This window comes from Vibrio sp. 99-8-1 (assembly GCF_013114595.1).
Taxonomy (GTDB): domain Bacteria; phylum Pseudomonadota; class Gammaproteobacteria; order Enterobacterales; family Vibrionaceae; genus Vibrio.
In genome coordinates this window covers 20428-35373 of the sequence record NZ_VTXE01000016.1, presented here as the reverse complement: position 1 = coordinate 35373, position 14946 = coordinate 20428, and the positions used below count along the sequence as shown (strand labels likewise).

Annotated in this window: 14 protein-coding genes; 8 read left to right on the top strand and 6 right to left on the bottom strand. The window is 41.3% G+C overall.

The features are described 5' to 3' along the window. The first annotated feature begins 115 nt into the window (after window positions 1-115). On the top strand, window positions 116-757 hold the full coding sequence (locus tag F0227_RS10800; protein WP_171753211.1) for a hypothetical protein: 642 nt from the start codon (window positions 116-118) through the stop codon (window positions 755-757). A 109-nt stretch (window positions 758-866) separates the two neighbouring features. Here F0227_RS10800 and F0227_RS10795 read toward each other — a convergent pair whose 3' ends face one another. Then, window positions 867-1592 carry an NAD(P)H-binding protein gene (locus tag F0227_RS10795; protein ID WP_171753210.1) on the bottom strand — a complete coding sequence of 242 codons (726 nt, stop codon included), beginning with the start codon at window positions 1590-1592 and terminating at the stop codon, window positions 867-869. A gap of 95 nt (window positions 1593-1687) precedes the next feature. On the opposite strand from F0227_RS10795, the gene F0227_RS10790 reads away from it, so the two are divergent. Continuing rightward, window positions 1688-2599, top strand: a complete 912-nt coding sequence (locus F0227_RS10790; RefSeq protein WP_171753209.1) for a LysR family transcriptional regulator — start codon at window positions 1688-1690, stop codon at window positions 2597-2599. A gap of 54 nt (window positions 2600-2653) precedes the next feature. Here the strand turns inward: F0227_RS10790 and F0227_RS10785 are convergent, their stop codons facing one another. The 3 genes from F0227_RS10785 to F0227_RS10775 all read right to left on the bottom strand — a co-directional run bounded on the left by F0227_RS10785 (window position 2654) and on the right by F0227_RS10775 (window position 6374). After that, window positions 2654-4327, bottom strand: coding sequence for a fused response regulator/phosphatase (locus tag F0227_RS10785; RefSeq protein WP_171753208.1), 1674 nt, complete (start codon window positions 4325-4327; stop codon window positions 2654-2656). 9 nt (window positions 4328-4336) lie between these two features. After that, window positions 4337-4633, bottom strand: a complete 297-nt coding sequence (locus F0227_RS10780; RefSeq protein WP_171753207.1) for an STAS domain-containing protein — start codon at window positions 4631-4633, stop codon at window positions 4337-4339. Between the two features lie 106 nt (window positions 4634-4739). Then, the gene (locus F0227_RS10775; protein ID WP_171753206.1) at window positions 4740-6374 is read right to left on the bottom strand and encodes a methyl-accepting chemotaxis protein; all 1635 of its coding nucleotides are present in this window, start codon (window positions 6372-6374) and stop codon (window positions 4740-4742) included. A 317-nt stretch (window positions 6375-6691) separates the two neighbouring features. Between F0227_RS10775 and F0227_RS10770 the strand changes: the two genes are divergently transcribed. Next, the gene (locus F0227_RS10770; protein WP_171753205.1) at window positions 6692-7135 is read left to right on the top strand and encodes an MbcA/ParS/Xre antitoxin family protein; all 444 of its coding nucleotides are present in this window, start codon (window positions 6692-6694) and stop codon (window positions 7133-7135) included. Continuing rightward, entirely contained in the window at window positions 7132-7641 is a 510-nt protein-coding gene (locus tag F0227_RS10765; protein ID WP_171753204.1) for an RES family NAD+ phosphorylase, read from the top strand. The genes F0227_RS10770 and F0227_RS10765 overlap by 4 nt, the downstream gene beginning before the upstream one ends. 302 nt (window positions 7642-7943) lie before the next feature. On the opposite strand, the gene dpaL is transcribed toward F0227_RS10765, so the two are convergent. Beyond that, window positions 7944-9128 (bottom strand): diaminopropionate ammonia-lyase, encoded by a 1185-nt coding sequence (gene dpaL / locus F0227_RS10760; protein ID WP_171753203.1) that lies wholly within the window; start codon window positions 9126-9128, stop codon window positions 7944-7946. A gap of 75 nt (window positions 9129-9203) precedes the next feature. Then, window positions 9204-9590 carry a RidA family protein gene (locus F0227_RS10755; RefSeq protein ID WP_171753202.1) on the bottom strand — a complete coding sequence of 129 codons (387 nt, stop codon included), beginning with the start codon at window positions 9588-9590 and terminating at the stop codon, window positions 9204-9206. Between the two features lie 717 nt (window positions 9591-10307). On the opposite strand from F0227_RS10755, the gene F0227_RS10745 reads away from it, so the two are divergent. The 4 genes from F0227_RS10745 to F0227_RS10730 all read left to right on the top strand — a co-directional run bounded on the left by F0227_RS10745 (window position 10308) and on the right by F0227_RS10730 (window position 14556). Then, window positions 10308-11474 carry a M24 family metallopeptidase gene (locus F0227_RS10745; protein ID WP_171753288.1) on the top strand — a complete coding sequence of 389 codons (1167 nt, stop codon included), beginning with the start codon at window positions 10308-10310 and terminating at the stop codon, window positions 11472-11474. Between the two features lie 57 nt (window positions 11475-11531). After that, window positions 11532-12302: an aspartate/glutamate racemase family protein gene (locus F0227_RS10740; RefSeq protein ID WP_171753201.1), complete on the top strand. Its 771-nt coding sequence runs from the start codon at window positions 11532-11534 to the stop codon at window positions 12300-12302. A gap of 75 nt (window positions 12303-12377) precedes the next feature. Next, window positions 12378-13334 (top strand): DMT family transporter, encoded by a 957-nt coding sequence (locus F0227_RS10735; protein WP_171753200.1) that lies wholly within the window; start codon window positions 12378-12380, stop codon window positions 13332-13334. Window positions 13335-13893: 559 nt separating this feature from the next. After that, complete coding sequence (locus F0227_RS10730; RefSeq protein ID WP_171753199.1) at window positions 13894-14556, top strand: PAS domain-containing protein; 663 nt, start codon at window positions 13894-13896, stop codon at window positions 14554-14556. Window positions 14557-14946: the final 390 nt, after the last annotated feature.

Below are 14946 nucleotides of genomic sequence, written 5' to 3'. Positions count from 1 at the left end.
TAACTTGGATAGCACCAACATGTGGTATAAGGTTAATTAAGGTATATATAGCTTGTAGCAACTATACTTTACAAATGACCTAGCGAAATTTACAGAGCATTAGTGAATAAAAAATATGAAAAAAACAGCAACGAATATTTATCTAAAACTTATGGCGACTATCCTCACTATAGTGCCATTAGCGGCTAACAGCAGCGAATACTCGGTAGGTTTTGGCCCCATCACGCTTGGCGATTTGTCGATTACCTCAAGCTGTGAACAGCAGGTATGCCAATATAAATCACGCGCAAAAGGCTCTTTTCTATTTATTGATGCCGATGTGGAAGAACAAGGCGTATATAAAGTGGAAAGTGATCAAATTGTTCCCGTGTACACAAGCTATGAAGAAGAAATTGGCTCTAACCACCGTTCCTACAGTTATGATTTTCGCACTATGGAGATGAAAAACCGTCTCAAGAACACTCAGGAATCCATGGAAGAAGCCGCTTATCCGTTCACACTATTGCTTCAGCAAGTCACTTTAGACATCCAAAACAATAACTTAAAGAGACAATACACTTATCTGCTAAAGCAGAAAATAAAACCTGTCGATTTAGGTTATTACGAGACCAAAACAACAGAAGATGGCATTCGTCATTACATCACCGTTGCCAAGAAGAAATCCGATCTAGAATTTGTCCTGCTGCAACAAGGCGATCAGGTTAAGTTAGAGAAGCTCTACTACGGTAATTTCTGGTTAACGCAAAAGAGGCCGTAAAAACCGCTAACGATCCTGCGAAAAGCGTTCTTGCGAATACACGCACCTCTAACTTTTGGCACCTCTAACTTTGCTAACGCTTTAGTTCACGTACAAGTCAAACAAGCTACTAAAACGATTCATTATAAATCACCGGCAATTTACTGCGCCACTTATCCCATATGCGAGGAGTCGTAACCAGCTCTACTATAAAATGGGCCACGTTTATACGGCTTGTTTTTTGTGAATCAAAAATAGGGTCATGCTGCGGCGAAGCATGTAGGTGGTATGGTGTTACCTGAGTATGGTCAACCAAGCTGTCAGGGCGTATTGCTGCCCACTCAATACACTTAGAAAGCTGTTTATGCTGAGCTTGTAAAAACAGCGCGGCTTGTTCATTGTCAACATGAGGAGGTAAAGTGACTCTCAACAGTGAGACTATCGCTCTATGGGCCATGGACACTTTTTCTCCCTCAACTTGATTCTGAAACCCTGTGGTGCTCATTAATACCAGTTTTATCGGTGTTGCTGGTTGGATAGCATTGATTGATCGGTACACACGTTTTATCGCGTCTGTCACCAGACGCCGAGGCTGACCGAATATTCCCTTAAAGGTTAAATTATGCCCCAAGCATGACACTACAGCCTCACATCCTTGTACTTGCTCTATCATTTGCTGATCGGTCAGATCCAGTACACTCGCATATGTCACTTCAACCAGATCGCTATCTGTAATCATCGACGATAGATCTTTGGATGAACGAACAATGATTCTTACCCGCTGCCGTCTTTTAATTAACTGCTCTACAACCAAACGACCCGTCGCCCCTGAAGCACCTAACACCAATATCCTCATAACTTCTCCTTGCTTGAACTCAATTACCAAGTAGTATGCCTATGTATTAATGGTCAGTTAACTACCAATTATTGCATGGAGCTATACAAAAACGTATGAACTGGAATTCTGTTTGTTTTGATTGGAATCGCACACGAGCCTTTTTGGTAACAGCGCAAGAAGGGTCTTTATCGGCAGCCGCGAAAGCTTTAAACATGACCCAACCAACACTCAGCCGGCAAGTGGCCGCTTTAGAGAAAGAGCTGGGAATTTCACTATTTGATAGAATAGGACAAAAGCTTGTGCTCACTGCTGGAGGAGTCGAGCTGCTAGAAGTTGCAAGACGAATGGGTGACGCCGCAAGTGACTTCTCTTTGGTTGCCAATGGTCAGTCGCAAATGCTCGAAGGGACCGTTGTTATCTCCGCCTGTGAGCTGGATGCCGTGTTTCGCCTACCCAAAATTATCGCCAAGTTGCGAAAAAAAGAGCCCGGAATCTCAATTGAGGTTGTGGTGACAAATAACGTAAGCGACCTCAAACGCAGAGAAGCGGATATAGCAATTCGAAGTTTCCACCCCACTCAACCTGACCTTATTGCCAGAAAACTAGGCGATGAAGTGGTTTGGCTGTATGGCACAAAAGAGTATTTGCAACCTTTCTCAACCGTAAAAACCTTGGCTGATGCTGTAGATTTGCAAGTGATTGGCTTTAGCAATAACAGCGCTATTATTGAAAAACTAAACCAGCAAGGTGGCCAGTTAACAGAAGACAACATTAAAGTGACCTCTGAATGTCAGTTGATGCAGCTAAATCTCTGTAAAGAAAGTCTTGGCCTTATCTATCTAACACAAGATATTGGAGATGCGGACAATCAGCTAGTACGAGCCTTTGAGCACTTGGTACGGCCTATTCATTTACCTGTCTGGATAGTTTGTCATCAAGAACTGCGCACCAATCTTCGAATTCGCCGAGTTTTCGACTTCGTTGCAGATGAACTTAAACAGTACTTGGCAGAAGCAACCGGCTAAAATGGTCACCGATATCGCAGGCAACAAAACTCAGCAATATTCCACCTCCAGACATCAACGGGCTTTGTAAGAGTATACCGCGGTCGCACAGCGACCCGCCTTTGAATACTCTAGTGAATCACAGAGCTCGCTTACAATGGCTATCCCCCTTCCACATACCTCGTTATTTGAGATGTCAGGTATTAGATTGCTATGCTCAAACCCTCTTCCGTTGTGCTCAACGACCAACACAAAGTGCTTTTTATCTGAGTCATGCTTGGCATTAAACGTTAACCACTTTTCATTACTTAATTGGTTCAGTTTTTCCTGACGCTGTTGAAAATACAGATAAAAGCCATCTTCTTCTTGTTTCAGGTCGGATTCAAGCTCTAGTAATCCATGATCAATCGCGTTGCTAAGCAGTTCAGACAACACGGTACAGATTAGATCTAAATGACTTCCTGCAATGATACCGTTCAAAACTTTTCTGACTTCATTCATCAAAATGACCTCCCTGATCAACGAAGCATCGAAGTGGACTGACAGGTCGCAAGGCAACTGACTTATATGCGCTTCTGCGGCATCGGTTCTTTCCGGACAGCCACTTATCAATGGGAAATCTAAAATTAAAATAGACAGATCATCGTCTACCGATCTGTTCGAATGATTGTGAACAGAGTGGTAAATCTTTGAGATAGTCAGAGATGAACAGCTCAAAACCTCTTCCAGTCTTGCCTCTCCAAACAGTTCACCGTGAGCATTCTTCGCTTCAATAACGCCGTCGGTATAACAGCACAGTTTTTGCTGAGGAAGCACCTGAATGACTTCTATATTCGCTTCAAACTCATTGCTCTTTAAGACGCCAAGAGGCATATGTTTAGATTTAAGTCTGCTCGCTACCGTGCCATCTGCGTTCAGTAAAAATCCATCGGGTAACCCTCCTCCCCAGAATGCGAATTCAAGACCACTGGCCTTAATTTCAAATACGCTGGCAGCCAGCATCATTCCAACCGGAAGAAACCTCTCCATCACCGAGTTAAGCTCAGTTACGATCTCCCCTAATGACAACCCTTTTTTAGCCATGCTAAAGAAATCCCGAGCAGCCGGAAGCGTTGAAATTGCGGCAGGAAGACCATGCCCAGTCGCATCGGCAACCATAATGTAGGCTCCACCATGAGGACGGCAAGCCGCAATGATCAAGTCACCATTAAATAGGGTTGATGGGGTTGATAAATAGTCGACTCCTGAGATGTTCTTTAAATGTAAGTTCATCTCATTTTTTAAGTTTGAAAATATCGAATCCGCAACAGAGTGCTCATATTCAATCAACTCATGAAACTGTTTCAGTTCATCTCTTTGTTGTTTCACCTCGTTGTGCATATGAGATATTCTGAAATGCGCCTGCACCTTGGCTTGAATAACGCTTTTCTCTACCGGCTTAAGTATAAAGTCGTCACCCAGAGATAAGCATTGTTCGAATGATGAGTCGTCATCCAGCGCAGTTAAAAAAATGATAGGAATGTGATGCTGCGGGAACCGTTCTCGGATTTCACACGCCGCAATAAATCCATTCTTAACCGGCATCATCACATCCAATAAAATAACATCCGGTAAAGCAGAAGCATTCAGTAAAGCATCGATCAACTCTTGCCCATTGGCGTACATCTTAATGTCGCTAGCAATAGGCTTTAACAGCAATCGGCAAAGCTCTCTATTGCTAGCTTGATCATCTACAATAATTACATTCATCGAACGCTCTTAATCAATAATAAACTTCTTATCAAACCTCGATATCATTAGTATTTTCTTTACCTGAGGTAACGGGTTAGTTATACGGATCTCTAAATCCTTTTTTTCCAGATAGTTTTGCATGTTAAGTAGCATCCCTAACCCGGCGCTATCGATATAGTCCACCTTTCGAAAATCAACAGTAAAATCATACTCCTTATACTCTACGTAACTATTTCGAAACTCACTCACCATGTTAAAGCCGAAAGCGCCTTCTGCTGAAATAGTAATATGATTGCCATTTGTATCTACATCTGTTTTTACCATCTTTGTCTATCCCCGAGTTATGGCCGACATACCGCCCGGCCAAAAGTCACCTATAGAAAGCGATAGCAACATCGCAAATGCTATCGACTTATTAATCAGTACCTAACTATTTGGTTGCCAGTGTGAACTCATTTAAGGTGGAAGAAATTCCCTTGGCCATATCGCTCATATCCACGGCAATCTGAGAACTGCTGGTGATTTTTTTATTGGTGTTCTCAAGCAAATTAGTTAAGTAATCCTGTGCCTTTTTAAGTTCATTAATACTCATTGACTGCTGTTCGATCAAAGACGCTATTTCGTTTTGCTGCCCCACCGTTAATTCAATTGAACTGGTAATAAGCTCAATGCTCTGCTCGGTTTCATGGCTGCATCTTTTGCTGTTTTGAACTTCGACCTGAAGTTGCTCTACAGAGTCGACAGATATTTTGACCCGCTCGGTTAATTGGTTAAGCAAGTTACTTATCTCTACGGTGGAGTGATTGGTTTTTTGAGCAAGAACACGCACTTCATCCGCTACAACAGCAAAACCCCGACCTTGTTCACCGGCTCTTGCCGCCTCAATAGCAGCATTGAGCGCCAGTAAGTTGGTTTGCTCAGCTATGGTTTGTATTACGTCAATAATACTGTAGACATGCTCTGCAACCGTGCTCAGCTCTTGAACATTGGCCGATACTTTTTCAGACTCGATTGATGCCAACTCCACGGTTCTAATGTTCTCACTCACTGAGTTTAAACCTTTGCTTGCGCTCTGTTGGCTCTGACTTGCTGATTCAAGGGTTTGTGTCACCGTAAATGACACTTTATCAAAGGTGGCTACCAGCTCATCAGAGATTGCCGAGATCTCTTCGTATTTGCTTTTCTCATCCTGATAACTGCTGTTTACTTCATGGGACAAGGTTTCGACACGAGAAGATAAGTTAGTGATATTTACCGCACTCGTCTTAAGGCCTTTTACAACGGAAGAGAGCGCATGCCTCATGGATTGAACGTTCTTGGCGAGAATACCTAACTCGCTATTGTTAACCAGCATATTTATTTCAGAGCGCTCTTCCAGATCACCTTTACTGGTTGCTAAACTTACATCAACGAGCTTATGAATCGGGTTGGTAATCGTTCTTCCTATTACTGCGGTAACGAGAATACATATCGTGACACCGATTAGAGAGATATAAATAATATCCTGTTTTAGTACCTGTATGTTTTCTCCTGCGTACTGATTATAAATAAGTACTGCGTCATTCATGGAGTTAAGGGTTTCTTGATTGGCAAGCATGAATTGATCGACTTGCGCTTCCGCTGGTTTACTCGTTGAACTGATAAGCGCATTGGCCATCGATTTTTGTCTGTCCCACAACTGCTCTGTTTTACTCACTTGGTTGATAAACAGTTGAGCTTGATTACTGGGTAACTCTAGCGATTTACTCATGGATATATCTTCGAATGTTTCTCCTCCATTTTTTAGAGCATTCAGAGACAACTCATACAGTTTTCCTGTGTTGTTGTAGTCCAGCGTAGCGTGAACCGAACGGTGACCTTCATAGACTGATAACATGATTTCGCTCGCGTACTTGGTCGTGAGCGTTCGTTGACGAGTAGCGACATTCATTATCGTACTGTCAATTTTGTTTTTTTCTAATGTTAAAATAATATCCGTTGCGATGAGGATAGTGGTTACAGCAAATAGGAACACTATCACCCCCAAACGCCGCGTTACAGAGAGCTTGGAGAGTATACTTTTCATTATTCTACCTATTACATATTAGCCAACTTATTTAACGTAGTTTAGATTTTGAGCAATGACAAACTAACACCTCTATTAACAAAACTATCATTTTAATAAGGTTCTAAATATGTACCGGAGAAATTAGAGGGTATTGAGGTTAACAAGCGTCAGCAAAAACAGAAGGATTTCATTGTCTTGTGCCGAGACTAGACGTTTAAGATAAATGACTTCGACCAAAGCATCTGCGAGGATATGTGAATAGTGTCGCTTTGCAATCGTACTAAATACGAATATACTGTAGTAGTAAGTACGAATTTGGCAACAAAGGGGATAATATGGCACAGGTCGATATGACAACACTCGACAGCATTGTTCTGTCGAGGTTTGAAGAGAACTACGACATCGATAGCGTACCACTACTAACCGAAGCCACTCTTAAAGAGCCGAGACTTGCAGGACAAACACTACGAATTGTGGTTAAAACAATTCCTAGAGAGGTAGTAGCAAAAACGATTGATGTCAGTAGTAGCAACCTATCTAAATTGTACGCACGAAAGCATCTGACCATCCCACAAAGTCAGGATATCAGTGATTTAACGGCTTTCTGGGCTGAAATGCGAGATGTGTTTATGGGTGATTCCGAGCTCATCGATGAATGGTTAAACGATGCATTGCCCTCTTTGGATGGACGAGCTCCCATAGAGTTAGTACAAACGTTGGCAGGTAGAAAGGCACTTCGAGAAGTTCTCGAGCGACTACGCTATGGAGATTTTTCATGATTTTGTTTCGAGCCCTACACAAAAAATATGCAAAGACATGGACTGACTATAAAAAAGGCAGCTCTTACAAAGTGGGGGCACGTTGGAACGTAGCATCAACCCCAGTGATGTATTTTAACAGCAACGTACAAAATGCGATGCTGGAGCTTGGCAGTTATGTCAAATCCCCAAAAATAGCGAATAAATTGTTCGCCATTGGTGTGTTCGAATGCCCTACTTTAAAGTTGAAGGAAATCCAGCCAGAAGAGCTCCCAACGAATTGGCAGCAGTACCCATTTAACATCGCGACACAAAAATACGGCACCGAGATATTGAATGACGAGAAGTACGATGGGTTAATTGCTCCATCAGCGACTATTAATCCACAACTCGCGGCTTCAATGCAGAACGAATTGCGAAACTGTATCTACGCGAATGTCATCGTTAATCCAGAAAGAGACGCTCTGAAACGTATGACTCTGCTTGAAAGCTTCGAGCCTATCTACTCAAACAGAATGTTCATATAAACACCGAGTGCGAACCACAAGGGAGCATCGTTTTAACTTAGCTTTTGAAGTGACGCAAGATGATGACGCGACGACAATTGGGTAACGGCTCCTGCTAGGACAGGCACATTAAGTAACACTATTTATATTGAATGAAATCAAACACAAATACGCCATTGCACCACAGCCATCGAAGCGCAACATTATAAAAAGTTGCGTAGCAAATTAAGACAAGTCGCTAATAAAAACAAATGTATAAAAAAATTCCTCTCAAAACACTAAGGTCATGAGAGGAACATCAGGGTATCAAGAATACAGTTCCATTACTCCGCTAAAGGAAGCATGCCCTGCCAAACAATTTGATGGTAACGGATAGGGTTAGTATCTCCTTCGGTATTAAATAGCATGACAATAGAATCTTTGTTTAAACCGATTTCTTGTGCGGCTTTCTTACCGTCAGGATGATTGGCCAATAAGTAAAGCAAACCCGTAGTGATAGCACCAGACTCTCCACTTATTACAGCAGGATCACCAGACAAAGGATTACCTAGCATTCTCATTCCTGTAGCAGAAACGTTATCATCAACAGAAGCAAACTGTTGAGTACAATCTCTTAAGATAGGCCAAGTTACTGGGTTAGGTTCACCACAAGCCAACCCTGCCATAATTGAATTTAGATCACCCGTGACATTGACCATTTCGCCAGCTTCACTAGTCCCAGAGCGATAAATACAATCTGCTGCACTTGGTTCTGCAATAATTGTTTTGAATGTATCTGAGCCTAACTTATCTGCAAGGCAACCAAGTACACCACCAGCCATTGCACCGACACCTGCTTGCAAAATAACGTGAGTGGGTAACTGCTCTAATTTTTTAGCTTGTTCAACGGCTTCTAATGCCATTGTCATATAACCTTGAGAGATCCATGTTGGGATCTTGTCGTAGCCTTCCCATGCCGTATCTTGAACCAACATCCAGTTGTTCTCTTGAGCGGTTTGGTTAGCTAGACGCACCGTATCATCGTAATTTACATCGGTCACGATACATTCCGCGCCTAAGCCCTTAATACGGTCAACACTTGTTTGTGCAGCACCTTTTGGCATATATACAACCGCTTTTTGGCCCATTTCTCTTGCCGCCCAAGCAACGCCTGTTCCGTGGTTACCCGCAGTAGCAGTAGTAAATACCAAAGGGTTTTCTAACTTTGAAGCCACTGTTTTTAAATTGATATCTGAAATATCTTCACCAAGGTGTTCGGCCAGTAGCTTTCCTAAAGCATAAGAGCCACCAAGGACTTTAAATGCGTTTAGTCCAAAGCGTTTAGATTCATCTTTCACTAGGATAGATTTCACACCAAGCTGCTCAGCTAATTTAGTTAAAGAAACTAAAGGTGTTTCTTGATAGCCTTCTATTTTTTTATGTAAATCAAGCGCTTCCCTAGCGACCGACTCATTGAAGAGTGGCGATGTCTTACCCGTGTAAAACGTATTTTTTGATATCTTCAGCATAATAACTTCTTTCAAATGAGTAGTTGATAATAAGTAAAAATCGAGCGGCCATAGTAACTATGGCCTTTCCCACGGCTACTTATTAATGTAAGCAACTGCTTCGATTTCAACGAGCGCGTCTTTTGGAAGACGAGCGGCCTGTACGCATGAGCGTGCTGGCGCGTTTTCAGTTCCAAATATTTCTGTATACATTTCATTGAATGCAACAAAATCTTCCATATCAGCTAAGAAACAGGTCGTTTTAAGAACTGTATCTATAGAAGCGCCACTTGCTTCCAGTACCGCCTTAAGATTTTTTAACGATTGTAGTGCCTGCTCTTTGATCCCGCCTTCAGGAAAAGCCATCGTTGCAGGGTCTAAAGGTAACTGGCCTGATGTGAACACGAGTTCCTGGAATGCAAGTGCTTGTGAGTAAGGGCCGATTGCTGCTGGAGCTGAGTCAGTGTGAATTTTAGTTTTCATTGTATATCTCTCTTGTTTATTTTTGTGTTTTGAACTCGCGGTTATATATGTATATAGCGTGACGAGTAGTTTCAAAGCATTTAGATATGAGTGCAGCCGTCTCTTTAAGCTCAAAAATTCCATTTTCACAAAGCCGTTTTGTTATGGCTCTAATTTTTCTTGTACGGTTAATCATTGCATTGCTATTAACGTCAGCGATTACTTTCTCTAGAGCGCTCTCTAACTCTATTTGCGAGATGAGTATCAAATGGTCTATACGATAAAACGTTCATGTCTGACCACTAATTAAACAGCACCTCCCAGCCAATAGTAAACAAAAGTTAACCGGAGTCCGCACTCAACCTAATAGTCAAATAATGTTAACTATTAATGCTTGTGCATACAATCTTTTTTCTTGCTTTTATTTGAAATCGTGATTTTAAATGTCCTTTTAGTGCATTGGAAAGCACTACACTACTCACTAAACTGTTGTAACCCCCTTTGATTACAGGGAAAAATACGTATTACAGCCACGGATATGAAACTTGTCGTAAGTATTGTTCTTATTAACAAAAGTAACATTTTGTAACCGAAAAGTTACCACAAGGGTTACAAATGTTAACCCTAGGAGCTTCATCACAATAATGAATAGATACAAGCATTCTAATCTTTACATATATGGTTAACTATATTTAACTGAAAAGGTAATCAAATAATCTAATAAGAAAAAAAAGGAATATCATGAATTTTGTAAAAAGAGGCTTTGAACAAGCCGAATTTGAAAACAGAACTGAAAGAGCCCAAAAAATCATGCACGACCAAAAACTGGACGCGATGATTTTTACTACTGAACCTAACGTGCGCTACTTTACTGGTTTTCACACTCAGTTCTGGCATAGCCCAACTCGTCCTTGGTTTGTTGTGGTTCCAGCAGAAGGCAAGCCAACGGCTATTATTCCTGAAATCGGCGCAAGTGGCATGGCTGGTACTTGGATTGACAACATCATTACTTGGCCGTCACCACGTCCAGAAGACGACGGCATCAGCCTAGTCGCAAGTGTACTGAACTCTCTACCATGTAAGCATGGTCGTGTCGGTGCCACGCTTGGAATAGAGTCACATTTGCGTATGCCAGTGAACAACTACCTACAGTTGACCACAATGGTTAAAAAAGAGTTTGTTGATGTTTCTTTGTCTATTCATGAACTTCGTCAAATTAAATCTCAAGCTGAAATCGAAAAAACAAGAGAAATTTGCCGTATCACCAATGTCGGTTTCGCTAAGATTCCAGAATATGCAAAAACAGGAATGACGGAACGAGAAATTTGTAAACAATTCCGTGTTGATATGCTTTTAGAAGGTGCAGACGAATGCCCATACATCATTGCTGGCTCTGGTGCTGACGGTTATGACAGCATCATTATGGGACCGACCGATCGTGTTATTGAGCATGGTGATGTACTTATCATCGATACTGGTGCTGTACGTGACGGTTACTTCTCTGACTTCGACCGCAACTGGGCATTCGGAGATGCAAGTGAGCAGACCAAAGCCGCTTACCGCGCAACATACGAAGCAACAACCAAAGGTTTTGAAGCAGCTCGTCCGGGTGCAACTACCACTGATATTTACAACGCAATGTGGAAAGTACTTGAAGAAAATGGTGCATTAGGAAATGACGTCGGTCGTCTTGGCCATGGTCTTGGAATGGAATTAACAGAGCGTCCATCAAACACCGCAACAGATAATACCGTTCTTAAGCCCGGCATGGTAATGACTTTAGAACCAGGAATGGTATACGCACCTGGTAAGTCAATGGTTCATGAAGAAAACATTGTCATCACTGAAGATGGTGCAGAGTGGCTGAGTGAACGCGCTGAACCAGAACTAATTGTCATTAAATAAACCGCTATAATTAGTCATATTATTCCTTGGATATGACATCCGAATTTGAGTGTATTTATGAAATCATTTGAAGAATTTAAAAAGTTTGAAGTGCCATTAGAACACGAACAAGCACCAAGAATTGACCGTGTGCATATTGGCTTAGTTCAGCTAAGCACCGACCATTCTTTAGAGATGGACTGGGCGAAGCTTTTAGGCACGCAAGCTGGGGTATTTAGCTCTCGTGTTTACTACAGCAGTGAAATGACTCCAGAAGCGTTAGATCAAATCAAGATAGGTATCAGCGATGCGTCAGACTTGATAGCAACTGGATTGCCAATGGACGTAATGGCATTTGGGTGTACTTCTGCCTCGATCATTATTGGTGAAGAAAAAGTATCTCAGCTACTGACTAAAAATCGCGGTGATATCCCTGCCACCAACCCTTGGACGGCTGCTCAGGCGTCATTCAAGCATTTAGGTGCTAAGAAAATCGCCGTTTTCTCCCCTTATCCAACAGGTGTTAATTTTCCATTATATGAACAGTTAACCAATGCAGGGTTTGAAGTGGTTGTTCTGGGTTCTCTTGGAATCGAAAAAGACACCAACATCACTACAGTATCTAAAGAATCAATGCTGGCGGCTTTAAAAAAAATATTGCCTGAATCTGGTGCTGATCTTGTCTTTATGTCGTGCACCAATTTACGTGTTCTTGACCATATTCAGGAAATTGAAGACACGTTTAATATTCCAGTGGTGTGCAGCAATTCCGCTATGTTCTGGCACGCCATGCACTTAACTGGAAAGAAAGCTTCTTGTCCAGGTTATGGGCGTCTGCTGAATCAGTAATTAACAAATAATACAGGTGCCCTGTCTATGGGCACTCAATAAACAATAAACAATAAACAAAAGAGAAATAAAATTATGAGTAATCAAGTTAAAGGTTGGTGCGCAGCAATTTTCATTGGCTTGCTTTGGGGCATCCCTTGGATTGTAGGCACACCTATTCTTGAAGTAATGGATGCACAGGTACTAGTATGGGTTCGTTATACGGTTGCATTTATTACGCTTGGCACGGTTTTCAACATTGGCCTAGCAAGTGGAAAAATGGAGAAGAAGAAAAAATTTGAAATAAGCTGGGCGAACAGAAGTGATCTTTTCTGGACTGCAGCCTGTGGTATTATCGGTCAAGGCGCATTCAGCTATCTATCATTCCTATCTCTTGACTATATCACCGCATCAGAAAATGGCGTGATTCAAGGTCTAATTCCTATTCTAATTCTGTCAGTAGGTTTCCTTCGTCATAACGCACGTTTCACTGTTATGCAAATAGGAGCGGCTCTTGGTGCGTTTGCTGGTGTTGCCATTCTGGTTATGGATCCAACAGCAGAAACGAATGGATTCAACATCGGTCACCTTATCTGTCTTCTAAGTGCCGCTAGCTTCTCATGTACGGCATACAGCCGCGCAATCCTTGCTGAGAAGTATGGTTCTGTAGCAACCATGTTCCACCAGTTCATCTTTGCATCACTTGGTTTTGGCTTGTATTTGATGGTTTCTGGCGCAGACTTCTCTTCTGCACTAAACGTATTTAGTTCTCCTTTACGTATCTTAGCCATTTGTATTCTTGGTGTGGGCATCTCAGGTACAAGTTACCTTATCTACATCTACGCAATGGAACGTGTTGGTGTTGATGGTACAGGTATGGCTCTTAACTTAATGCCTCTATCTTCATTTGTTCTTGCCGTATTCGCACTAGGTGAAGAAGTGACTGTAATCCGTTTGGTTGCTATTGCTGTCGTTATCATCTCGATGGTCGCGTTTATGAAATTTGCAGCAAAAGACAAAGAAGAAAATTTAGAACTCGCAACTGAGTCATAAGTTTAAATAGTTAGTCCGATAAGCCTCTTCCTCAATAGAGAAAGGGGCTTATTTTTTTGCGTTTCATTAGATAGCGATTCTATTATTCTTACGGGTACTATTGCTTCAGGAGGTGTTTTTGTTAATAATATGGCTCCTATTTCAAACGCATCAGCAGCATCTGTTAATAGGTAATAATTTCAGGACTATCTCCCACTGATGCAACTAAAGGTTTTTCTATTCAGCCACATTGTTCGCCGAACTATCAATTGCACTAATTGCTGGATAGAGGGAGAAATTACGAAAGTGAGTATTAATTTCAACTGACTAAAACACTTTCAAAATGTATAAATTAATCTGACTTATAATAGTCGTTTAATGAAGTAAATATTAGGAAAAGGGAGCAGTTGCTGAACGTAACTGCTCCCTTTTTAAAATTGTAGGCGTTAAAACAGCATATCATTCTCTATAACTGAATCGCTCCTACTTTCCTCGACAAATCAAACCACAAAGTTTTAATATTTGTTAGAATTTTGTGGTTGTGAAAATAGAAACATAATGCAATAAAACGGAGATTTTCATGTACAAATCTGCAAGCCGCTCTTTTAACTTTAACCAAGAAGATCAAGAAGTGTTGGAGAAATACTTTGATATCGCAGATCTAGTGGCGTCAATAAATGGTGAACATTGCGAAGTTGTCGTTCACTCTCTTGAAGATGTTGAAATGTCCGTCGTAAAAATTGTCAATGGTGGTATCAGTCACCGTAAAGTAGGTGATCCCATTTCAGACAAAGCGTTACGAGTTGTATTTGAATATCAATCGACAGGTGAGAACCGAGTTCAACCTTACTTTGTTGAGGTTGGTGACACTATGTTAAAGTCTTCGATACTGGTAATTACTAACGGTAGTAAGCCTATTGGCCTGATCAGTATTAACATTAACATGTCTGTACCACTCAATGAGTTCCTCGCCAGTTATACCATTCCTAATGAAAGTTCAAAAGCAAGTGAAGTTCTTGTTTCTGATCCAACTTCGAGCATAAAAAATGCACTTGACCAAGCAATTGAAACCGTTGACAACGCTAGCCATGTAACGGCTAAACGTCGAAATAAGTCAATTTGTGAAATCCTATATAGCAACGGTATTTTTGAATTCAAAGAATCTGTTCTTATTGTTGCTGGAAAACTAAATATTACCCGACACACTATCTATAAATTTATTCGCGAATTTAAAAAGGGATAAGTAAAGCAGCTGTTTTAACTCCATTTATATTTAGTTGTGCAAATCATTATGACGCGCTTACATTTTAACGACTTCATTAACGCTATAGGTATTCTTTAATTTGGCAAACGCTAAATAACAAAACGGTCAGTGCCCTGTAATTAGTTTTCATTAAATCAACAATGATACTCGGCACTGTCTAAGATAGGTTTCACTCTAACTACTACACCATTGCAATCAATCCGACAGTCCCTTGCATCTATTAAACATCATATTGCAGAGTATCGTTCTCTGAAACATTTGTGGTCAGTTTCAAGTTAGAACTGCAGATTTGGTAACGTCCTTGCTAAGTAGCTGACGACGCATAGCTACTCTGCTTGAACAAACCACCGTAAACACTATATCACTAGA